Origin of the sequence: Cryobacterium lactosi (assembly GCF_004403945.1) — a bacterium.
Taxonomy (GTDB): domain Bacteria; phylum Actinomycetota; class Actinomycetes; order Actinomycetales; family Microbacteriaceae; genus Cryobacterium; species Cryobacterium lactosi.
This window is the reverse complement of record NZ_SOHM01000011.1, coordinates 91276-113117: the sequence shown is the minus strand read 5'-3', so window position 1 is coordinate 113117 and position 21842 is coordinate 91276. Positions and strand designations below refer to the sequence as shown.

General features: G+C 69.4%; 17 protein-coding genes. 9 read left to right on the top strand and 8 right to left on the bottom strand.

The window, feature by feature from the left end; translation table 11 throughout:
• Positions 1 to 107: 107 nt before the first annotated feature.
• Positions 108 to 815 carry a molybdenum cofactor guanylyltransferase gene (mobA, locus tag E3T61_RS06240; protein WP_134640035.1) on the bottom strand — a complete coding sequence of 236 codons (708 nt, stop codon included), beginning with the start codon at positions 813 to 815 and terminating at the stop codon, positions 108 to 110.
• Positions 816 to 946: 131 nt separating this feature from the next.
• The gene (gene fdhA, locus E3T61_RS06235; protein WP_134640034.1) at positions 947 to 2164 is read right to left on the bottom strand and encodes a formaldehyde dehydrogenase, glutathione-independent; all 1218 of its coding nucleotides are present in this window, start codon (positions 2162 to 2164) and stop codon (positions 947 to 949) included.
• A gap of 304 nt (positions 2165 to 2468) precedes the next feature.
• Here fdhA and E3T61_RS06230 point away from each other — a divergent pair, with 304 nt between their 5' ends.
• Positions 2469 to 3590, top strand: a complete 1122-nt coding sequence (locus tag E3T61_RS06230) for an AI-2E family transporter (protein ID WP_134640033.1) — start codon at positions 2469 to 2471, stop codon at positions 3588 to 3590.
• Positions 3591 to 3608: 18 nt separating this feature from the next.
• Here E3T61_RS06230 and E3T61_RS06225 read toward each other — a convergent pair whose 3' ends face one another.
• The gene (locus tag E3T61_RS06225; protein ID WP_241992416.1) at positions 3609 to 5189 is read right to left on the bottom strand and encodes a Na+/H+ antiporter; all 1581 of its coding nucleotides are present in this window, start codon (positions 5187 to 5189) and stop codon (positions 3609 to 3611) included.
• A 120-nt stretch (positions 5190 to 5309) separates the two neighbouring features.
• On the opposite strand from E3T61_RS06225, the gene E3T61_RS06220 reads away from it, so the two are divergent.
• The 5 genes from E3T61_RS06220 (at position 5310) to E3T61_RS06200 (ending at position 9541) form a co-directional block, all read left to right on the top strand.
• The gene (locus tag E3T61_RS06220) at positions 5310 to 6167 is read left to right on the top strand and encodes a class II fructose-bisphosphate aldolase (RefSeq protein ID WP_134640031.1); all 858 of its coding nucleotides are present in this window, start codon (positions 5310 to 5312) and stop codon (positions 6165 to 6167) included.
• Position 6168: 1 nt separating this feature from the next.
• Positions 6169 to 6996, top strand: coding sequence for an HAD-IA family hydrolase (locus E3T61_RS06215; RefSeq protein ID WP_134640030.1), 828 nt, complete (start codon positions 6169 to 6171; stop codon positions 6994 to 6996).
• The gene (dhaL, locus tag E3T61_RS06210; RefSeq protein WP_134640029.1) at positions 6993 to 7658 is read left to right on the top strand and encodes a dihydroxyacetone kinase subunit DhaL; all 666 of its coding nucleotides are present in this window, start codon (positions 6993 to 6995) and stop codon (positions 7656 to 7658) included. The genes E3T61_RS06215 and dhaL overlap by 4 nt, the downstream gene beginning before the upstream one ends.
• 130 nt (positions 7659 to 7788) lie before the next feature.
• The gene (dhaK, locus tag E3T61_RS06205; protein ID WP_134640028.1) at positions 7789 to 8784 is read left to right on the top strand and encodes a dihydroxyacetone kinase subunit DhaK; all 996 of its coding nucleotides are present in this window, start codon (positions 7789 to 7791) and stop codon (positions 8782 to 8784) included.
• 79 nt (positions 8785 to 8863) lie between these two features.
• Positions 8864 to 9541, top strand: a complete 678-nt coding sequence (locus tag E3T61_RS06200) for a maleylpyruvate isomerase N-terminal domain-containing protein (protein WP_134640027.1) — start codon at positions 8864 to 8866, stop codon at positions 9539 to 9541.
• A 26-nt stretch (positions 9542 to 9567) separates the two neighbouring features.
• Here E3T61_RS06200 and E3T61_RS06195 read toward each other — a convergent pair whose 3' ends face one another.
• Positions 9568 to 15018 (bottom strand): DUF4011 domain-containing protein, encoded by a 5451-nt coding sequence (locus E3T61_RS06195; protein ID WP_134640026.1) that lies wholly within the window; start codon positions 15016 to 15018, stop codon positions 9568 to 9570.
• Positions 15019 to 15231: 213 nt separating this feature from the next.
• Between E3T61_RS06195 and rpsO the strand changes: the two genes are divergently transcribed.
• Positions 15232 to 15501 carry a 30S ribosomal protein S15 gene (gene rpsO, locus E3T61_RS06190; RefSeq protein ID WP_066594293.1) on the top strand — a complete coding sequence of 90 codons (270 nt, stop codon included), beginning with the start codon at positions 15232 to 15234 and terminating at the stop codon, positions 15499 to 15501.
• Between the two features lie 169 nt (positions 15502 to 15670).
• Here rpsO and E3T61_RS06185 read toward each other — a convergent pair whose 3' ends face one another.
• Positions 15671 to 16285: a hypothetical protein gene (locus E3T61_RS06185; RefSeq protein ID WP_134640025.1), complete on the bottom strand. Its 615-nt coding sequence runs from the start codon at positions 16283 to 16285 to the stop codon at positions 15671 to 15673.
• The gene (locus E3T61_RS06180) at positions 16282 to 16569 is read right to left on the bottom strand and encodes a hypothetical protein (protein WP_134640024.1); all 288 of its coding nucleotides are present in this window, start codon (positions 16567 to 16569) and stop codon (positions 16282 to 16284) included. Before E3T61_RS06180 ends, E3T61_RS06185 begins: the two co-directional genes overlap by 4 nt.
• 170 nt (positions 16570 to 16739) lie before the next feature.
• Here E3T61_RS06180 and E3T61_RS06175 point away from each other — a divergent pair, with 170 nt between their 5' ends.
• Complete coding sequence (locus E3T61_RS06175; RefSeq protein ID WP_134640023.1) at positions 16740 to 17549, top strand: fructosamine kinase family protein; 810 nt, start codon at positions 16740 to 16742, stop codon at positions 17547 to 17549.
• 18 nt (positions 17550 to 17567) lie between these two features.
• Here the strand turns inward: E3T61_RS06175 and E3T61_RS06170 are convergent, their stop codons facing one another.
• Positions 17568 to 18122 (bottom strand): type 1 glutamine amidotransferase domain-containing protein, encoded by a 555-nt coding sequence (locus E3T61_RS06170; protein WP_134640022.1) that lies wholly within the window; start codon positions 18120 to 18122, stop codon positions 17568 to 17570.
• Positions 18123 to 18356: 234 nt separating this feature from the next.
• Here E3T61_RS06170 and E3T61_RS06165 point away from each other — a divergent pair, with 234 nt between their 5' ends.
• Positions 18357 to 19901, top strand: a complete 1545-nt coding sequence (locus tag E3T61_RS06165) for an amino acid permease (protein WP_134640021.1) — start codon at positions 18357 to 18359, stop codon at positions 19899 to 19901.
• Positions 19902 to 19985: 84 nt separating this feature from the next.
• On the opposite strand, the gene E3T61_RS06160 is transcribed toward E3T61_RS06165, so the two are convergent.
• The gene (locus tag E3T61_RS06160) at positions 19986 to 21713 is read right to left on the bottom strand and encodes a glycoside hydrolase family 13 protein (RefSeq protein WP_134640020.1); all 1728 of its coding nucleotides are present in this window, start codon (positions 21711 to 21713) and stop codon (positions 19986 to 19988) included.
• Between the last annotated feature and the right edge of the window lie 129 nt (positions 21714 to 21842).

Here is a 21842-nt window from a genome sequence, read left to right as displayed (position 1 = left end):
CTGGTGCCTGGTGAACCGGAACGGGCCGAACGGCCGGTGTGGAGCAGGGGCATAGCGGACTCCTCGAGGATCATCGACGACAGCGCGCCTGGGTCAAGGCTAGCCAGTCACCGCGTCGGCCGCGGAGTGCTCGACGGTGCGGCAGGGGCGGGAACGACGATACCGAGCCTGGCGGCGTCGGCGGGGGTGTCGACATCGTCGGTCAGCGCGTCGGGAAGGCGCAACTGAACCAGGTTCAGGCTGCCGATCAGGCTCTTCACCGGGAGGTTGTCTGCCGGATGGAGACGTGCGGATGCCAGCAGTGCCGCCCGCCGGTAGACGGCGAGCAACGGTTGGCGTCGACCGTCGGAGTCCACGCCGATCAGGCCGTCGATGGGCCGATCGGCCGCCGGAGCGCTTGAGGTTGTGGCGGTCATCTCGGAGGCGTTGATCCGGTCGAGTTCGGCCAGCAGGAGCGTCACGGCGGCGTCGGCATGCACGAGGTCACCGGCGAGGACCAGGACCCAGTCGGTGTCGGCGTCGCCGGCCACGGCCTCCAGGCCCGCCACAATCGCAGCGGCCGGACCGCCCCAGCGCGGTCTCTCGACGGCGCGCAGCAGGTCGCCGCCGAGGTCGGCGTCGGAGCCGACCACACAGATCCGGGCTGCACCGGATGCTGCGGCCACGACGCCGTCGAGCAGGCTGTGCCCCTGCCAGACCAGCGCGGTCTTGTCGATGCCGCCCAACCGCGTGGCCCTGCCGCCCGCGACGATGATCGCACTCCAGCGCGGCCCGGCGGCCGTGGCCGGTGGGGGAGAGCTCTCGTGGCGGGGCATTCCGGTGGGGTCCTTGCGTTCGAGTCGCGCAACGTGCGACCAGATCAGGCTACTCGCGCCGGCGCGACAAACCGGGACCGGGCCTTCGCCCGATCCCGGTTCTGTCACTGGCTATCTCGGCCTGAGTTCACTCAGTCCTTGAGGTAGCCGTTCGGGTTGAGCACGTACTTCGTCGCCGCGCCGGCATCGAATTCGGCGTACCCGCGCGGGGCATCCTCGAGGCTGATCGGCTGGGCGTGCACGGCCTTGGCGATCTGCACCTTGTCGTGCAGGATCGCCATCATCAGCTGCCGGTTGTACTTCATCACCGGGCACTGCCCGGTGGTGAAGGACAGCGACTTGGCCCAGCCGGTGCCGAGGCTGATCGACAGCGACCCCACCTTGGCCTCCTCGGTGGCGGCGCCCGGGTCACCCGTGACGTAGAGCCCGGGAATACCGAGTGCTCCGCCGGCCGCAGTGACCTTCATCAGCGAGTTCAGCACGGTGGCCGGCTTTTCCTTGCCGGAGTCCTTGCCGTGGCCGTGCGCCTCGAATCCGACGGCGTCGACCGCCGCGTCAACCTCGGGCACACCGAGGATCTGTTCGATCTGATCCTGCGGCTCGCCCTTGGTGAGGTCGACGGTCTCGCAGCCGAAGCTGCGGGCCTGCGCCAGACGCTCGGGGTTGAGGTCGCCGACGATCACGACGGCCGCTCCGAGGAGCTGAGCCGAGACGGCAGCGGCGAGTCCGACCGGGCCGGCACCGGCGATGTAGGCCGTTGAGCCCACGCCGATCCCCGCGGTGAACGCCCCATGGAACCCCGTCGGGAAGATGTCCGACAGCATGGTGAGGTCGAGGATCTTCTCGAGGGCCTGCTCCCGGTCGGGGAACTTCAGCAGGTTCCAGTCGGCGTACGGCACCAGCACGTACTGTGACTGCCCACCGACCCAGCCGCCCATGTCGACGTAGCCGTACGCGCTACCCGGACGGTCCGGGTTCACGTTCAGGCAGACACCGGTCTTGCGCTCCTTGCAGTTGCGACAGCGACCGCAGGAGATATTGAACGGGACCGAGACGATGTCGCCGACCTTGATGAACTCGACGTCGCGGCCGACTTCGACCACCTCGCCGGTGATCTCGTGTCCGAGCACCAGGCCCGTCGGAGCCGTGGTGCGGCCGCGAACCATGTGCTGGTCGGAGCCACAGATGTTCGTGGTGATGGTTCTCAGGATGACGCCGTGCTGAACCTGCCGTCCGACATTCGCCGGGTTCACGCCGGGTCCGTCCTTCAGCTCGAAGGTGGGGTAGTCGATGTCGATAACGTCGACCTTGCCCGGTCCTTCATAGGCAACTGCTCTGTTTCCTGCCATTTTTGTATCCTCCTTGATACCTCTTCATGACACCTGAACCGGTCGGTTCGCGCTTGTGGCGCGCGGCATCCTCAATGGTGTTTCTCGGTGGTACACCCAGCCGCCCACGGCAAGCCGTCGAGCGCGCTCAAGCACTCTCCACTGCACTACAGGAGACTGGGAATTTCAAGGGTGTACAGGACCGAAAACGTGTGTATCGTATGTGCGTCGACCCTGTGAACGCTCTCTGTGAGCAGAGTGCGATTCCGGATGCCGCCCGGCGGGTTTTCGAGCTGTGTCGCGACGGGTTGTCTAGGGTTATCCCATGCGAACCCCAGACAAATCCGGTGCCCGCGTGTCCGGCGCGCAATCCGCCGGCCCCACAACGTTGCGTACCCTGCTGACCGACAAGCTGGGCTGGCTTGGCCTGCGCAGCGGGCAGATCCTCCTGTCGCTCGCGCTGATCGGCGTGATCGTCTTCCTTCTCGTGCAGGTGAAGCTCGTGGTGATCCCGGTGCTGATCGCGATCATTCTCGCGTCAGCGCTGAGCCCGGTCATCCAGTGGTTGCGCCGCCGCGGCATGTCACCCATGCTCGCCACCTGGGTCACCCTGCTCACCGCCATCATCGTGTTCGGCGGCATCGTGACCCTCATCGTCGTCGCCGTCGAGAACCAGTGGACCGAGCTGGCGTCAAGCGCTTCCGACGGCGTCGACCAGCTGATCACCTATCTCACCGAGGGCCCGTTGGCCGTCGACGCCGCCCAGCTCGAGGATTTCCGCGACCAGGGTGTGGTCTTCCTTACCAGTAGCCAGTTCGGTTCGGGGGCCCTCGCCGGCGCGGCGGCCGCGGGTGAATTCTTCACCGGCCTGGTCCTGGTCCTGGTGATCCTGTTCTTCTTCCTCAAGGACGGCGACGTCATCTGGGCGTTCTTCCTCAAGCCGTTCAAGGGTGAGCGCCTGCAGCGCGGCCGTCGCATCGGCACCACCACGGTGCGGGTACTCGGCGGCTACATCCGCGGCACGGCCATCGTCGCCTTCGTCGACGCGGCAGCGATCGGCACCGGCCTCGCCATCCTCGGGGTGCCCCTCGCCCTCCCGCTGGCCGTCATCGTCTTCCTCACGGCATTCATCCCCCTGATCGGTGCGACGGTGGCCGGCATCCTGGCCGCCCTGGTGGCGCTGGTCGCGACCGACTGGGTCACCGCCCTGATCGTCGTGGGCATCGTGATCCTGGTCAACCAGCTCGAGGGTAACTTCCTGCAGCCCGTTGTCATGGCGCAGTCGCTCAAGTTGCACCCGCTGGTCATCCTCGTCGCCCTGACCGCGGGAACCATCGTGGCCAACATCATCGGCGCTGTGCTCGCCGTGCCGATCGCCGCCGTCGCCTGGGCGATCGCGAAGACCTGGAACGAGCCGGCACTGACCCGGAAACCTCAACTGGAGTAGGGGCTCGGCCGCGCTCGCTCACCCCTCGAGGCGCTTGGGCGAGCCGGCCTTGAGCGCGGACTCCTCCACGTCGATGAAAGCCAACGCCGAACGGATAGCCGGTTCCTGGTAGCGGCCCTGAACTCTGGCGGCCAGGACGGCCTCGCGTTCGGCCTCGATCATGGCCCGCCGCAAACGGTTGTAGGCGGCGGGCAACGGCTCGGCGTCATCCGGAGCGGGGTTGTCCAGGGCGTCGGCGAGGAACACCGCGTTGGTGCGCAGCCGCCCGATCACCCTGGCCTCGTCGGCGTCGGTCACCTCGGCGTCCAGTCGGGCCAAACCCGCGGTCTGCGCCTCGGCGAGGAGCATCTGCGCCTCGGTCCGCTCCTGCGACCGGTCCGGCGGCGGCAACCGCAACCGGCGGATGATCCACGGCAGGGCGAGCGCCTGCAACAGGGTGCCGACCACCACCACGAACGCCAACAGCTGCAGCAACTCGCGTTGCGGCGTCTCCGGCGGCAACAGGAACACGGCGGCGAGGGTCACCACCCCGCGCATCCCGGCGAACGACACCGCGACCCCGGTGCGCCAGCTCCAGCCGCGCTCCCGCAGCCGCCGGGGCCCGTACCGGTAGAGCGAGGTGGTGATGGCCATCCAGGCGAACCGCGACACGAGCAGGGCGAAAAGGATCACCAGCGAGATCCACACGGTGTCCCAGAACCCCGTGCCTGTGAGCCTGACCCCCTCGAGGATCGCCTCCAGGTTGAGCCCGATGAACAGGAACACGGCGTTCTCCAGCAGGAACTGGATGGTGCGCCAGTTGATGGATTCGGCGATGCGGGCCTCGGCCGACTGGATGACCGGGGCCCGGTAGCCCAGGAACAGGCCGGCGATCACCACCGCCAGAACACCTGAGCCGTGCACGAGCTCGCCGAGGATGAACGCCAGGTACGGCGTCACCAACGACAGGCTGGTGTCCAGGACCGGGGCGTGCAACTGCCGGCGGATGACCGCGAGCACGTACCCGACCGCGAGTCCCACCGCCGCCCCGCCGACCACGGCGATGACAAAATCGCCGGTCACCGAGAGCGGGCTCACCGTGCTGAGGATCGCCGCGATCGCGGCGTTCAGCGCCACCAGGGCTGTCGCGTCGTTGAGCAGGCTCTCACCCTCGAGCACGGTCACCACCCGCCTGGGCAGGCCCAGCCGGCCGGCGATGGCCGTGATCGCCACGGCATCCGTCGGCGCCACGACAGCGCCGAACGCGAACGCGGCAGCGAGCGAGATCGCCGGCACCACCAGCCAGGCGGTCAACCCCACGGTCACCACGGTGAAGGCCACCAGGCCCACCGACAGCAGCAGGATGCCGTCGCGCCGGGCGCGCACGTCCACGATCGACGTACGGATGGCGGCGGCGAACAGCAACGGGGGCAGCAGCCCGTAGAGCACCAGCTCCGGCTCGAGCTCGATCCGCGGCACCGACGGCAGGAAGGACGCGGCCGCGCCCACCACGACCAGCACGAATGGCGCCGACCACCCGATCCGCCGGGAGAACCCGGTCACGGTGACCGTGACCACGACGAACGCGACAATCCAGACGATGGTGCTGACGGGGTCCATAGCGACCATTATGCGTAAAAGAGCGGGTTGAGAACGGCATCACCGCCCCGGGCGTTGGCATTGCCGGTTTCCAGGTTCCCGCCTACGATCCCCAGCAACACGCAAGGAAGCGAGGCGCACATGGCCGTGAGCACTCTCAAGGAGATCGTCGATCGTGCGTTCGCCGAGAAATACGGCGTGCCCGCGATCAACATCGTGAACGACCTCACCATGGAGGCGGTGCTCGCGGGGGCGGTCGAAGCCCGTTCGCCGGTGATCGTGCAGACCTCGGTGAAAACCGTCAAGTCGATCGGGTCCGGCGTGCTCTTCGCCATGTGGTCCGCGATGACCGCCGGTATCGAGGTGCCCGTGGCACTGCACCTGGACCACTGCCCGGACCGGGACGTCATCACCGAGTGCCTCGAGCGCGGGTGGAACTCGGTGTTGTTCGACGCATCCACCCTGCCTGTGGAGGAGAACCAACGGCAGACCATCGAGGTGGTGCGGCAGGCCCGCAGCTTCGGCGCCCACGTGGAGGGCGAGATCGAGTCGATCACCGGCGTCGAAGACGGCGTCGGCAGCGATACCGAAGCGGCCAGGCAGAGCCTCGCGGTGTCGCTCAGGTTCCTCGAAGCCACCGGTGTCGACGTGTTCGCGCCGTCGATCGGCAACGCCCACGGCGTCTACAAGCGGGAGCCCGTGCTCGATTTCCAGCGGGTGAGCGACCTCGTGGCCGCACACCCCATCCCGATCGCCCTGCACGGCGGCAGCGGCATGACCGACGCGCAGTTCACCGATCTCATCAGTCGCGGCTGCGCCAAGGTGAATATCTCCACGGCGCTGAAGATCACCTACATGAAGTCGAACCTGTCCTTCCTCACGGATGCCCAGGCCCGCGACAAGTGGGACCCGCCGTCCCTGTTCACGAAGGTGCGCACCGACATCGTCGACCTCACCCGTGGCCTTGCCGAGCAGTTCGGCAGCGCGGGGAAGGCGTGAGATGCCGACACTGATCTTCGACTGCGACGGGGTGCTGGCCGACACCGAACGGGACGGTCACCTTCCGGCGTTCAACCAGACGTTCGACGAGTTCGGGGTGCCTGTGCACTGGAGTGACGCCGACTACGCCGAGAAGGTGAAGATCGGCGGCGGCAAGGAGCGGATGCGCAGCATCCTCACCCCGGCCCTGGCCCGCGAGCTGGGCCTGCCCGACGACCCGGCGGCCTGGGGGGAGACGGTTTTCGCCTGGCACCGGCGCAAGACCGCGATCTACACCGACCGGGTGGCCGCGGGCGTCATGCCCGCCCGGCCCGGCATCCGTCGCCTCACCGAGGAAGCCGCCGCGGCCGGCTGGACCCTCGCCGTTGCCTCGACCTCGGCGGAGGCGTCGGTGCGGGCGGTACTCACCCACGCCGTCGGACCGGACCTGGCCGCGACGTTCCACGTCTTCGCGGGCGACATCGTGCCGGCCAAAAAACCTGCCCCCGACATCTACCTGCACGCCCTGCGTGAGCTCGGCGCCGATCCGAGCGAGACGCTCGTGATCGAGGACAGTGCGAACGGGCTGCAGGCGGCGCTCGCCGCCGGGCTCGCGACCGTCGTGACCGTGAGCAGTTACACAACCGACGAGAACTTCGACGGGGCCGCCCTGGTGGTGTCCTCGCTCGGTGACCCGACCGGACCCGCCGCCGAGACGCTCAGCGACCCGGCGGGCATCCACCCGGGCTCGTACCTGCGTCTGGCGGACCTCAGCACCATCCTGGGCGGGGCCGGCGGGACCAGCCCAGCACCTCCCGGTACCTCCCGAACAGGAAGCGAGACACCATGACCAGCCTGGCCGACACCGAATTCGTCGTGCACAGCATCGCCCAGACGGCGGTCGACAACGAGAAGGAGTTCGGTGACCTGGACGCCGTCGTCGGTGACGGTGACTTCGGCTACTCACTCGCCAGGGGGTTCGAAATCGTCCTGGCCGACTGGGACGACTACGATCGCAGCAGCCCGAGCGCATTCCTGCAGAAGGTGGGCATGGTCATCTCCGGGCGCATCGGCGGCACCTCGGGGCCGCTCTGGGGCACCGCCTTCCTGCGCGCCTCCATGGCCGTGAAGGGTAAAGACGAGGTGACCGGCAGCGACGCCGTCGCCATGCTCCGCAGCGCCATCGACGGCATCAAGTCGCGCGGCAACTCCGATGTGGGCGACAAGACCCTGCTCGATGCGCTGGTGCCGATGACGGATGCGCTCGAGGAGGAGCTCGCAGCCGGCGCCGACGCGCCCACCACCCTGCACCGCATGGCCGCGGTCGCAAGGCAGAGCTCCGACCAGACATCCATGATGCAGGCCAGACGCGGTCGCGCCAGCTACACCGGCGAGCGCAGCATCGGCTCGCCGGACCCCGGCGCGGTGGCGGTGGCCGTGATCCTGGAGCGGCTCAGCACGGAGTGGGACGCGCGGGTGGGTGCTGAGCGGCCCTCCAGCCACACCGACTGACCGCACCGATCTTCTGCGCCCACTGCCCATCACGACTGACCGCCTGAGTATCGACGAACCATCCGGCACTACCGAAGCCGGCACTACCGAACCCAGCACCGCCGAAGCGAGCACGCCAAGAGAGGGAGCCATGAAGAAATTCGTCAATGATCCGAAGCAGTACGTTCCGGAGATGCTCAAGGGCATCGCCCTGGCCAACCCGGACACGTTGAAGTACGTGCCCGCCTACAACCTGATCATGCGCGCCGACGGGCCCAACCCCGACAAGGTGTCCATCATCCAGGGCTCAGGCTCCGGGCACGAACCGGCACATGTCATGACCGTCGGTAAGGGCATGCTCGACGCAGCCTGTCCAGGGGACGTGTTCTCGGCCCCGCCGATGGACTACGTCTACGAGACCACCAAACTGCTGGCCTCGCCCAAGGGCGTGCTGCTGCTGGTGAACAACTACACCGGCGACCGGATGGCCTTCGAAATGGCGCAGGAGCTCAGCGCCGCCGACGGCGTGAACGTGAAAACCCTGTTCATCGACGATGACGTCGCCGTGCAGGATTCCACCTACACGGTGGGTCGCCGCGGGGTGGCCGGCAACTTCTTCGTGATGAAGGCCGTCGGCGCCGCAGCCGAGCAGGGCGCTGACCTGGACGAGCTGGTGCGCATCGGTGAGAAGGTCGACAGCGTCACCCGCACCATGGGAATCGCCCTCACGTCCTGCACGCCACCGGCGAAGGGGTCGCCGCTGTTCGAACTCGGTGACGACGAGATCGAGGTGGGTGTGGGCATCCACGGCGAGCCCGGCCGGCGTCGTGCGAAACTCACCACCGCGAACGAGATGACCGACGAAATGCTGGATGCCGTCGTGAAGGACCTGCCCTATGTGGCCGGCGACCGGGTGGCGTTGATGATCAACGGGCTCGGCGGCACCCCGATCAGCGAGCTGTACATCCTGTTCGGCCGGGCGCATGAACGGCTCACCGAGCTGGGGATCACGGTGGGGCGCAGCTACGTGGGCGAGTACTGCACCTCGTTGGACATGGCCGGGGCGTCGCTCACCCTGGTGCGGTTGGACGACGAGATCGAAGCGCTGCTTGAGGCGCCGGCGGAGATCGCCGTTCGGGTGTTCTAGACGCGGGTGCGCCGGGGCCGGCTCGTCATCCGGCCCCGGTTCTGCCCGCCGGCGGGCCGGGTCCCGCTACTCTGTGGGCATGAGTGAGACTTCGAGGGACTGGTCAGACACGCTTTTCGCCTTCGACACCGCCGCCAGGTGGTTCGTCGCCGTCACCGCCGGCATCGCCGAGCGTGCAGCCGGTGATGCCCAGACCTGGGCGCAGCTGGGCTTGGGGGAGTGGAGTGTGCGCGATCTCGTCGGTCACACCAGTCGGGCCCTGTCCACGATCGAGGCCTACCTCGACCTCGCGGCGGAAGAGGATGCCGCCGGCGTCGCCGCGCCCATCGAGGTGACCTCGCCGGCGGCCTACTACGAGCGGGCGCTCGCCGCGGGCACCCCCGAGGTGATCGCACAGCGGGGCCGTGAGACGGCCGCCACCCTCGGTGGCGAGCCCGCCGTGGCGGTTGCTGCGCTGGCCGCCCGGGTGCTGGCCAGGGTGGCGACCCTGGATGGCTCCGAACCGTGCGATACGCCGGCCGGGCGCATCCGGATCGCCGAGTACCTGCCGTCGCGCACCGTGGAACTCACCGTGCACACCAGCGACCTGCTGCAGAGCCAGGGGGTGCCGGCCGCCGAGCAGACCGTGCCGGAGCCCGCCGCCGCCGCGACCCTGCACGTGCTCGCCGACCTCGCCGCCCACAAGGGTGTCGCCGCCCCGCTGCTCCGCGCCGCCACCGGCCGCGCCCCGCTCCCCGCCGGATTCACCGTTCTCTGAGCGACGCGCCGGACGCCACGGCCGGACTACGCGAGCGCTGCGGACTCCCTCGCCTGGCGGGCGGCATCGAGCGCGGTCAGCTTCTCGTCCAGGCTGTCGAGCACCGCGCCCTGGTCACCGAGCCACTCGGGCAGCCATAGCCGCTCCACCGCCGGCCAGCCCATCAGCCTGGAGAGCACCTCGACGGGCAGGCCGTCCCGGTCCGAGACCGTGCGTCGCGCGGCCCAGATGGGGCCGTCCAGCAGCACAGCCATCACCGGATGCCCGGGCGCCCCGGCCGTCGCCACGCTGAGGTCCACCCGGAAGTCGGACAGGCCCACATCAGTCTGCACGGCGAAGCCGCGTTCGCGCAGCGCCTCGGCGATCTCCTCCCGGTGCCGGTCCAGCGCCCCCGACTGGCGCAGCGGGCTGGCGAGCCCGTCGGCACCGCCCGCGGCCAGGTCCAGGTAGGCGCGCAGGTCCTTCACCCCGGCGGAGATGGTCTCCTCGGCGCGCAGGTCCTCGGGGTCGAAGCTGCTGAACACGATCACCTGGCGCCGGGCCCGGGTGATCGCCACGTTCAGGCGGCGCTCGCCGCCGGGCAGGTTGAGCGGGCCGAAGTTCAGCGGCAGCCGGCCGGACGCATCCGCGCTGAACGCCGTGGAGAACAGGATGGTGTCGCGTTCGTCACCCTGCACATTCTCGAGGTTCTTCACGAACAGGCCGTCGGCTTCGCTCTCCAGCGCGTGCACGATGCGGTCGTCGCCGCTGTCGCGCAGGCTCCCCTCGATGAGGGCCCGCTGTTGCACGTTGAAGGTGATCACACCGATCGACGGCACCCCCTCGGGGTCGGCGGCGAACCTGGCGACGATCTCGGCCACGATGGCCTGGGCCTCGACCGGATTGGTGCGCAGGGTCTTGCCCTTGCCGCTGCGGAGGAACTGGCCGTCGACCCGGCGGAGGCTGACGCCGTACCCGGCTGATCCGGTGGGCGCGGCATCCGCGTCGGAGCCGGCCGCGTCGACACCGTGGTGCGGGGCCGGGAACGACGACAACCGGTCACGGTAGTACGCCCGGTTGCTGAACGCGATCAACGACTCGTCCTGGCTGCGGTAGTGCCACGACAGCCATTTGCTCGGCACCTGGGCCTGCACGCACTCGGACAGGATCGATTCCTCGTCGCGCACGAACTCGAGGGAGTCGCCGTGCTCCTCGCCCGAGCCGATGGTCGATTCCGCGAACGAGGTGGGCGGCATCTGCTTGCTGTCGCCGACGACCACCACCGAACGCGCCCGCCCCATCGCGCCGACGGCGTCGGACACCCGCACCTGGGAGGCCTCGTCGAAGACCACGATGTCGAACAGCCCGGCCTGGGCGGGGAAGAACCTCGCCACTGACTCCGGGCTCATCAGCATGCACGGCAGGATGTCGGTGATCAGGTCGCCGAACTCGTGCATGAGCTCGCGCACCCCCATGCCGCCGCGCTGCCGGTCGACCTGACGCTTGAGCAGGCCGAGCCTGGCCGTCGCCTCGGCGTTCCCGGCTGTTTCGCCTGCGGCGTCCGTCGCTCCGATGGTGCGCCGGCGCAGCACGCTGTACGGGATGAAGGTGGGCAGGTGCCGGCGCACCGCACCTGACGAGGTGGTGAAGCGGGTGATCGACCGGTTCTGCGCGGCGGCGTCGAACTGGTCGAGGGTGGTGGCCGCGCCGCGTTCGGCGACGGACGCGGTGGCGAGGCCCTTCTCGAACGCCAGACCGGCGTCCTCGGCGTCGACCTCGCCGCGGAGCACCGCAGTGTGCGCGGCCGTGAGCCCGAGCCGGGTCAGCGGCTCGAGGTGCTCGAGCAGGGCGATCCACCGGGTGAGGGTGGGCAGGCCGGGCGCCTGCACGTCACGTTCGTCCCGGCCGCGGGACCACACCGCGACGAGCCCGCCGTCCGCGGCCCAGCCGGCGACGGCGGCCGGCCCGGCCCCGGTGGCCGTCATCACGGCCTGCAGGGCCAGCAGGGCACGGCCCAGCGCGGCGGACAGCGCGGCGTCCGGTTGGGTGCCGGCGTCGAGGTAGTCGCGCAGGGCGGCCACGAAGTCGTCGCCGAGGTCACGGTGCTCTGACGCGACGACGCCGCCGGCCCAGCGCAGCCAGGCGAGGCGGGCGGCGAGCTCGTCGCGGCCGGTCTGCCCGGTCTCAGCGCCGGCGAGCAGGGGGTTCCAGTCGTCCGCGATGCTCACGCCGTCCACGGCGCGAACCCGGGTGCGCAGGGCGTCCAGCTGGGCCTGGCTGTCGGCGAGCTGGCCGGTGACGGTGGAGAGCGAGCCCAGGGACAGCTTGGCCCCGGGCTGCAGCTCGGCGGCCAGGCGGGCGAGCACGGCCTTCCGGCGGCCGCGGCGGCCGAAGAAGCCGGAGGCATCCGCCGCCTGGGCGTCGCGGTGCAAAGAGGCAGCCTCGAGGCGTAGCGCACCGGGCTCGAGCACGCCGAACGCTGGGTGCTCGGCCTGCACGAAGGCGGTGGTGGCCTGCTCGGCAGCCTGGGCGGCGGCCGCCCAGTCGGGGGTCCGGGTCCCGTCGAGGGTGGCCAACGGCACCCGGTCCGCGGCGGCGAGGCTGCTCAGCGTGACGAGCTCGGTGGGGCTCGCCGCTGCAGCCACGACCCCGGCGGCCACGACGTGTGCGGGCGCGGCCTTGGCGTCCGGCCCGGCCGTCTCGTCGGCGCGGGGCAGCGCGGCCAGCGCGTCGTCCAGCTCAAGCGCGGCGCGGGTGACGGTGGCGAGATCGAGCGGTGCGGCCGGCGGTGTGGTGATGAACGCCCACGGATGCTGCGGCCGCGGCCGGGCCGGATCGGTCACGTCGGGCAGGTCCCGCAGCATCCGCCGCAGCTCGGCCAGCTCGTCGGCCGTGAGGCGCGCGGGCAGGTCGGCCGGCACCGGCAGGGGGCGCACGTCGTCGTCGGCGGCGAGTTGTGCGGTGCGGGCGGAGTAGAACGACAGGCCCGCGCTGTTCTGTTCGTGCAGCCGGTCGGTGTAACGGGCCAGGCTGCGCCGGGCGGTGCCGAGTACGTCGAGGTCGTTCTTGAGGCCCTGGCCGTCCACGGTCACCTCGTGTTCGAGGGCCTGCCGGATCTGCGCCCGCACGGCGGCGGGCTTGCTGGCCTTGTCGTGCAGGTCCAAGGCGAACGGGCCCATGCCCACCTCGTTCAGCCGGGCCTGCACCACCTGCAGTGCCGCGCGTTTCTCGGCGACGAAGAGCACCTTTTTGCCCTCGTAGACGGCGCGGGTGAGCAGATTGGTGATGGTCTGGGACTTGCCGGTGCCTGGCGGGCCCTCGAGCACGAAGGTGCGCTCGGCGATGGCCTCGGCCACGGCGGCCAGCTGTGAGGAGTCGCCGGGCACCGGGCACTCGGCGCCGAGCGCGTCGAGGTCGGCCGCCTCCGGCAGGGGCACCGGGTCCACGAACGGTTGTGTCGGGGTGTGCACGAGGTGGTTCACCAGGGAGTTCCCGGCCAGTGTCTGCCAGTTCTCGTCGAGGTCTTTCCAAAGCCGGAACTTCGCGAACTGCAGGATCGACAGGTCCAGGGTCTCCTCGACCCGGTACGGCAGCCCGGCCGCCAGGAGTGCCTCGCGGGTGGCGCGGAACGCGGCGGCCAGGTCGATGCCGGCAGCGTCCACGTGCCCGGCGTCGCCGGCCGGGTTGGCCAGCCCCTCGATCGTGAGCCCGTGCTGCTGCCGTAGTTTCTCGAGCAGGCAGTAGTTGGGGGTGGACGCACCGGACTCGTCGAGTCGCACCCTGTAGTCGCCGCCGCGGCCGGCCGGCTCAAGCAGCACCGGGACGAGCACCAGGGGGCTGCGCAGCTCCCGGTCGTTCACGGTCCAGACCAGCGAACCGAAGGCCAGGTACAGGTTGTTGGCACCGGTCTCCTGCACCACGGTGCGGGCCTTGTAGGCCAGCGCGCGCAGCTTGGTGGCGTAGGCGGTGTCGGTCACGTCGGCGTAGACGGCCTTCTTGTCGGCCAGCACGGCCGCGAGCTGGTCGACGGGCAGGTCCCGACCGAACCGGATGCCCCGTTCCTTGTCGGTCGTCGACATTCGGTCGGCGGGCAGCAGGGTCAGACCGGTGCCGCCGGTGACGAGGTCCTCCACGTCGGCCAGATGCCGGTCGGGCACGGTCAGGGCCAGGGCACCGCGTTCGGTGAAGTTGATCAGCCGGTTGCGCAGGCTCAGGTCGAGCAGGGCGTTCTTCCACTGGCTGATCCGCGGCGGGGTGACCCGGGCCGTGCTCGTGGGTTCGGTGCTCTCGGTCTCCGCGGTCGACGCCTGGGTGTCAGGGGCTGGATGCGCGCCGGGAACGTCGCCCCCCGGCGCATCCGCGGTGCCGGCATCCGGCCGGTACTCGGTGACGATCACGGTGCCGTCGGCGGTCACGGTGCGCGCCGGGAGCGGCAGGATATGGGTGCGCCGCGCCTGCACCACGTCGACGACGCCGATCACGGTGTCCAGGTTCGCGAGCCACTCCAGGTAGGGGGAGGGCTGGGCCTGCGCGAACGTGACCGGGGTGCCGGCCCCGCGGTCGGTGACCTGAGTGGTCTCGACGAGCCGGATCAGGTCGAGGTCGATCAGGTTGATCACCTCGGCGACGTCGGTGAGCGCGGGAGCGCCGAGGGTCTCCTCTTCGCGCCAGTAGCCGAGGAACGCGTGTCCGGCGACCACCCAGAGCAGCGGATGCAGGCCGGCCTGTTCCAGTGCGGCGGCCATCACGACCACGGTGTCCAGGCAGGTGCCGACCCCGCCGGAGGCGATCCCGTCCGCCGCGGTGCCCAGCACCTCGCCGGGGGTGCGCACCGTTTGGCCGTCGTCGGCCCAGCTGGCCGGCGGGGTGGCATAGCGGATGCCGCGGGCACGCATGGCCACGAAAACCGCCTCGGCCACCTGGTCGACGCGGTCGGGGCCGGACTGGTAGCCGGGCATCGCCGCCGAGCCGGTGCGGGCCTCCAGCGCCGCGGCGGCCTCGCCCAGCAGGACGGCGACCTCGGGGTGGTTGGGCAGTACATGTGCCGAAAGCATTTCCAGTGCCAGGTCCACCGGCCGGGCGATCCACTGCTGGGCGGCGAGCAGCTGGATGGGCTCGCCGGTCGTGGCGACGACGGCGCCGCCGACGAGCAGGCTGGCCCGGATCTCGGCCGGACGCTGCTCGTTGATGAGCAGCATGGCGGCGGGGTCGACCGTGAGGGAGACATCCGTGAACGTCGCGGTGCGTTCGGCGGCGAGGTCGACGAGCAGATCGCGGGCGGTGCCGAGGGTGTCGCCGGCGCTAATCACCTCGAGCCGCAGCACGGCCTCCCGCACGGCGGGTCCGCGGTTGTCGACGCCCACCCGGCCGACCACGTTGATGCGGTTGTGTGCCAGGGCGTAGCTGAGCACCGGCGTCACGGTCAGCGACAGCGTGATGAGACCGGATTCGCGGATGGCTGACTCTGTGAGTGTCGAATCCAGTTCGGTCGATTCCATCGGGTGCTCCTCAATCGTGCCCTACGGGTGCTGCTGGGCCCCCTCGTTCGGGGTGCTTAAGTCAATCATCGGCGACGGCAGGGGGGACCACGACCCGCCAGGCTCGGCTCGACTCTGCTAGGATCTTGAGGTTGCCGTTCAACGGCCGCGGATAAAGAGAGCTCAGGCATTCTGCCCCGAGCACCGCGCAGTGAGAGAAAGGGGATCCCATCTATGGCACTCGAAGCTAATGCTAAGAAGGCGATCATCGAAAAGTACGCTACCCACCCGGGCGACACGGGTTCCCCCGAAGTCCAGATTGCAATGCTCACGCAGCGCATTCTCGACCTCACGGAGCACCTCAAAGAGCACAAGCACGACCACCACTCGCGTCGTGGCCTGCTCCTCCTGGTTGGTCAGCGTCGCCGTCTGCTCGGCTACCTGTCCGACGTGGACATCAACCGTTACCGCTCGCTCATCGAGCGTCTCGGCCTGCGCCGCTAGGTAATAGCCGAATGGTTCGCTGATACCGCGATCTTCTTCGAAACGGGCCGTCACCCTCTGGGTGGCGGCCCGTTTTGTGTGCCCGGATGCGGCCGCCCGGCTGCGCGGGCCCGGTGGAACGAGCTCAGTGCAGTGAGCTCAGTGCAGTGAGCTCGGGTGGCCGTGCCGGTCAGGACGGGTCGGCCGGCACATCGAGCGGTCGGGTGTAGTAACCCCACGGGAAGGTCGTCTCGCTCACCAGGGCCCACCCCTCGGCCTCGAGGTGTCGTCGAGCCGAGCTGCCCGGCGTCCACAGCAGCCGGCGGTGCTCCCACTGCCGGTCGGACGACTCCAACACGTGGGACAGGGTGCCCGAGTCCACGACGTGCCAGCCGCGGCGGCCCTCGGCGGCCAGCAGGGCCATCTCGTCGAATGCGGTGACGGGGCTCAGTACCTTGAGGGCCGGCTGCCCGGACTCTCCGGCCCCGGCGGGCGACGGGCGGGTGGAGCTGGAGAACCGCTGCTGCGCGGCTTGCCGGCTCACGCCGAGTACCCGGCCGAGGGTGTCCCAGCTGTGACCGGCGGCGCGGGCGCCGTTGATCGAGTTCCTGAGGAGTCTGCTGGTCTCTTCCGCGGCGGTGCGGCTGGCGCTGACCAGGCGGAGGTAGGCATCCGGGTCGCCTTCGAGGTCGGCGCGAAGGCCGGTCGGGGTGCCGAGAACGGCTTCGGCAACGGCGTCGCGCACCGCGGTGGCCTCCTCAGCGGTCAGAGCGTGCGGCAGGTGCCTGGGAGTCTGGGCTGTCATCGCTCGTCCGCGCGGTCGGCGTCCGTCGCCGCGCGGAGCGGTTCGAGGTCATCGAGCGCTGCGGCGTCGCGGAGGCGGGCCAGTTGTTTGCGGCCGATCTCGGTCCAGAGGATGAGGGCCAGGAGCCCGATGCTGATCGCTCCGGTGAAGGCGCCGAAGACGGTGTCGGCCGTGTCATCGGCGGTCAGCAGGGCTGCTATCAAGAGGGCTGCGATGATGACGACCGCGCTGACGATGGCGGCGGCGTACCAACGGGGGCGGGGGAGTGACGTGTGTGAACTCATGTGTCAAGGATGCATTGACACTGGCCCCGTGTCAACCCTTCCTTGACATTGGTGCCCGGGGTCTCGCGAACTGTGAATCAAGCAGCTTTGCGGGGCACGGATGCGTGCTTGACTCACGGTTCGCGGAGGGGGGCGTAGCGCTGGGAGGGGCAACCGACCAGAGTGGAGGGATGAACGACTTCGCCGGCGACCCCCGGGGCTTCGACAAACGCCGACACGGGGCCCCATCGGGCTTCTTCGAGGCCGAAGCCGCCGGCCTGGTCTGGCTGGCGGTGCCCGGCGGCGTGCGCACGGCACAGGTGATCGACCTCGAGCCCGGACACATCGTGCTCGAAACCGTCGACGAGGTGCCGCCCACCACCGCTGCGGCCCGGGCGTTCGGCGCCCAGCTGTCGGTGACCCACTCGGCCGGCGCGGCGGCATTCGGTGCACCGCCGGACAACTGGAGCGGCCCGTTGTTCATCGGCAACCGCAGTCTGCCCGCCGCGTACGAAGACACCTGGGGCGCGTTCTACGCCCGGTACCGGGTACTGCCGTACCTCGATATCGCGCTCGACGTGGGCGGCATCACGGCCCGCCAGTCCGAGGCCGTGCACGCCGCCTGCGCGCGCATCGAGGCGGGTGACTTCGATGACGGCGCCCCGCCCGCCCGGCTGCACGGCGACCTCTGGACCGGCAATGTGCTCTGGTCGGCGGACGGCGTCGTGCTCATCGACCCGGCTGCGCACGGCGGCCACCGCGAGACCGACCTGGCGATGCTGGCGCTGTTCGGCTGCCCGTACCTCGAGGAGATCACCGCCGGTTACGAGTCGGCCTCCCCGCTGTTGCCAGGCTGGCGGGCACGCACGCCGCTGCACCAGCTGCATCCGCTGGCCGTGCACGCCGCCGGGCACGGTGCGGCCTACGGCCGGGCGCTCGAGCAGGCCGCGGAGGCCGTGCTGGAACTGCCCAGTCTCGGCCGGCCGAAGGCATCGGAGTAGCCGGCCAAGCCGGCGTTGCTACGTGGTCTGGCCGGAGTGCGCGCCCTCGGCCACCTCTTCGATCACCTTGGCGTTGAATGCCGGCAGATCGGCCGGAGTGCGGCTGGAGACCAGACCCTGGTCCACCACGACCTCTTCATCGACCCAGGTGGCGCCGGCGTTCTGCAGGTCGGTCTTCAGGCTCGGATACGACGTGAGGGTGCGCCCCTTGATCACACCGGCCTCAATGAGGATCCAGGCGGCGTGGCAAATGGCCGAGACCGGCTTGTGTGTATCGAAGAAGTCCCGGGTGAAGGCGATCGCGTCCACGTCCATCCGTAGGTGGTCGGCGTTCACCACGCCACCGGGCAGCACCAGAGCGTCGAAGTCCGCGGCCTTGGCGTCGGCCACCGCGAGGTCGACGTACTGCGAGTGCCCCTTCTTGCCGGTGACGCTCTCGGTGGCGGGGGAGACGAGTACTGCGGTGGCGCCGGCATCCGTCACGGCCTGCCAGGGGCTGCTCAGTTCACTGTCCTCGTAGCCGTCGGTGAGCAGGAACGCGATGCGCTTGCCGGAGAGTTCGGTGGTCGTCATTGTGGTTCTCCTTCTTTGTCGGTCGGATGCGGCGACTGATGCGAGAGCGGCCTGGATGCTCCGCCGCTGGGCTCCACGGTAGCCACGGTCGCGGCGACAGCCACGGATATCCACGAAACGTTGAGGTTCCACTCAGCCAAAGGCGAGCCGGGGCCGGAGCCGAGAAGGGACTTTCGGTCTGCCGCCGGCGCAGGGGACTGGCTAAACTTGAGCTTTACACGGATCGGACAGCCCATGAGTCTCTGGCGTACTAAGAGCATCGAATCGTCGATTGCGGATTCCCTGGAGAAGGGCCATAGCCTCAAACGCACCCTTGGAACCTGGGATCTGATGGTCATGGGCGTAGCGGTTGCCGTGGGCGCCGGTATCTTCTCGGTGGGCGCCAAGGCCGCCGGCAGCTACGCCGGCCCATCCGTGACGCTCGCCTTCGTGCTCGCCGCGGTCACCTGTGCCCTCGCGATCATGTGTTACGCCGAGTTCGCCTCCGCGGTGCCCGTCGCCGGCTCCGCCTACACCTTCACCTACGCCACGCTGGGCGAACTGCTGGCCTGGATCATCGGCTGGGACCTGATCCTGGAAATGCTCACCGCCGCGGCCGTGATCGCCAAGTACTGGGGCATCTACCTCAGCAACGTCTTCGCGCTCTGGGACTGGGACATCCCCGCCACCATCAACGTCGTGGGCCTGGACGTGAGCTGGGGCGCCTTCGTGATCGTCGCCATCTTCACCACCCTGCTGGTTCTGGGCACCCAGCTCTCCGCCCGAGTCGCCAGCGTGTTCACCATCGTCAAGGTCGCGATCGTGCTCTTCGTCATCGTGGTCGGCGCGTTCTTCATCAACCCGGCGAACTACTCGCCGTTCATCCCCGAGTCGGTGCCCACCACGGATGGCGTCGGCAGCGACGTCTGGACTCAGTCGCTGTTCTCCTTCATGACCGGTGCCGCACCGGCGCAGTACGGAATCTTCGGCCTGCTCGCCGGTGCGTCGCTGGTGTTCTTCGCCTTCATCGGCTTCGACGTGGTGGCCACCAGCGCCGAAGAGGTCAAGAACCCGCAGAAGACCCTGCCGCGCGGCATCTTCGCCGGCCTGGCCATCGTGACGGTGCTCTACGTGGGCGTCAGCCTCGTGCTCACCGGCATGGTGCCCTACACCGTGCTCGCCGACGACCCCAACGCCTCGCTGGCCACGGCGTTCATCGCCGTCGGCGCCGGCTGGGCCGCCCAGGTCATCTCCATCGGCATCCTGGCCGGCCTCACCACGGTGATCATGGTGCTGCTGCTCGGCCTCTCCCGGGTGCTGTTCGCCATGAGCCGGGACGGCCTGCTGCCCCGCTGGCTGAGCGTCACCTCGGAGAAGCGCCGTACGCCGGTGCGCATCCAGATCATCACCGGCGCGGCCGTCGCGCTGATCGCCGGCCTCACCGATGTGGGCGTGCTCGAAGAGATGATCAACATCGGCACGCTGTCGGCGTTTGTGCTCGTGAGCATCGCCGTGGTGGTGCTGCGCAAGAAGCGCCCCGACCTCAAGCGCGCGTTCAAGGTGCCGCTGTCGCCGTTCCTGCCGATCCTCTCGGCCGTGCTCTGCTTCTGGCTGATGCTGAACCTCACCACCCTCACCTGGGCGCGGTTCGCGGTCTGGTTGGCGCTCGGCTTCATCGTGTACTTCGCCTATGGTCGCCGGCACTCCCTGGTGGGCATCAACGCCAAGCTCATCGTGGACGCGACCCGTCGCGAGGAGATCGAACGCGAGGAACGCGCCCTCCGGCCCAAGGGCGAGTAGCCCCGGAGTCCACAACTGGTCCCGCAACGGACAAATGCCCCCGGCGCACCGGGGGCATTTGTTCGTAGCGGGGCCAGTTGCCGGCTACAGCCGGTAGAGCCGGGCCTCCCAGGGGCGGAGGGCCGCGGCACCGTCGCCGGGATAGTTGCCCAGCAGCAGCTCGGCGCCGGAGATGTCATCGGGCAACCAGGCGCCCTGAACCGTCAGCGGCTCATCCGACACATTGGCCAGCACCAGCAGGGTCTGACCGTTCAGGCTGCGGGTGAACGCGTACAGCTGCTCGTGGTCGGGTTCGATCAGCTCGAACGCGCCAAGGGCCACCACCTCGTCGTTGTGCCGCAGCGCGATCAGGCGCTGGTAGAAGGCGAAAACGCTCCGCGCGGATGCCTGGTCGGCCGCCGCGTTGATGGCGGGATAGTTCGGGTTCACCGCCAGCCACGGGGTGCCGGTGCTGAAGCCGGCGTTGGCCGAACCGTCCCACTGCATGGGCGTGCGGGCGTTGTCCCTGCCCATGGCATGCACGCCGGCCAGCACGCTCGCCGGCGACTGGTCGAACTGCTCCACGGCCTCGCGGTAGTGGTTGAGCGATTCGATATCGCGGTAGTGCTCGATGCTGTCGAACTTCACGTTCGTCATACCGATCTCTTCGCCCTGGTAGATGTAGGGCGTGCCGCGGTGCAGGTGCAGCACCAGCGCCCAGAGCGTGGCGGACTCGTAGCGCCACGAGGCGTCGTTGCCGAACCTTGACACCAGCCGGGGCTGGTCGTGGTTGTTCAGGTACAGGCTGTTCCAGCCGGTGGCGGCCAGGCCATCCTGCCAGCGGGCGAGGCTGCGCTTCAGCGGCACGAGGCTGCGCGGCAGCGGGTCGAACTTGTGGGTGCCCTGGTCGAGGGAGACGTGCTCGAACTGGAAGATCATGTCGACCTCGCCGCGGGCGGCATCCGTGAACAGCACGGCGTCGTCGATGCTGACGCCCGGCATCTCGCCCACGGTGAGGTGCTCGCCCGTGCGGCCCGCGAACACGGCCCGGTGCATCTCCTGCAGGTAGTCGTGGATCTGCGCGCCCATCGGCGAGCCGCCATCGGTGGCCGCGGCCGGCCCGCTGACCAGCTCGACCTGCTTGGCGATGAAGTTGATCACGTCCATCCGGAACCCGTCGACGCCGCGGTCCAGCCACCAGTTCATCATCGTGTAGACGGCCTGGCGTACCTCGGGGTTCTCCCAGTTGAGGTCGGGCTGCTGCTTGGCGAACAGGTGCAGGTAGTACTCACCCGTCGTCTCGTCCAGGGTCCAGGCGGGGCCGCTGAATGCGCTGCCCCAGCCGTTCGGTTCGGCGCCGGCCGCGCCGGGCTGCCGCCACCAGTACCAGTCCCGCTTGGGGTTGTCGATCGACGAGCGCGACTCGACGAACCACGGATGCTCGTCGCTGGTGTGGTTCACCACCAGGTCCATCACGATCTTGATGCCGCGCTCGTGGGCCTCGGCCAGCAGCAGGTCGAACTCGGCGAGGCTGCCGAACACCGGGTCGATGTCCTGGTAATCGCGGATGTCGTAGCCGTTGTCGTGCTGCGGGGACGGGTACACCGGTGAGAGCCAGATGGCGTCGACGCCGAGCTCGGCGAGATAGTCGAGCTTGCCGCGCACCCCGCCGAGGTCGCCGATGCCGTCGCCGTTCGAGTCGGCGAAGCTCCGCGGGTAGACCTGGTACACCACGGCGGTGGTCCACCACGGGGCGGCCTCGGCCGGCGGGGGAGTGCCGTCCGACGCGGCAGCGGCGGGATCGTTGACGGTGCGGCTGTCGAGACTGGTCACGTGGGTCCTCCCTGGCCGGGAGCGGCCGCGGGCGGGCGCGGGCCATCCGGCAGCAGACGAATTGGTTTAGCTACAGAAATAAAACGTCGCTCCAATGTAGCGTCCGGCGCCCGGGTGGCACCACTGCGG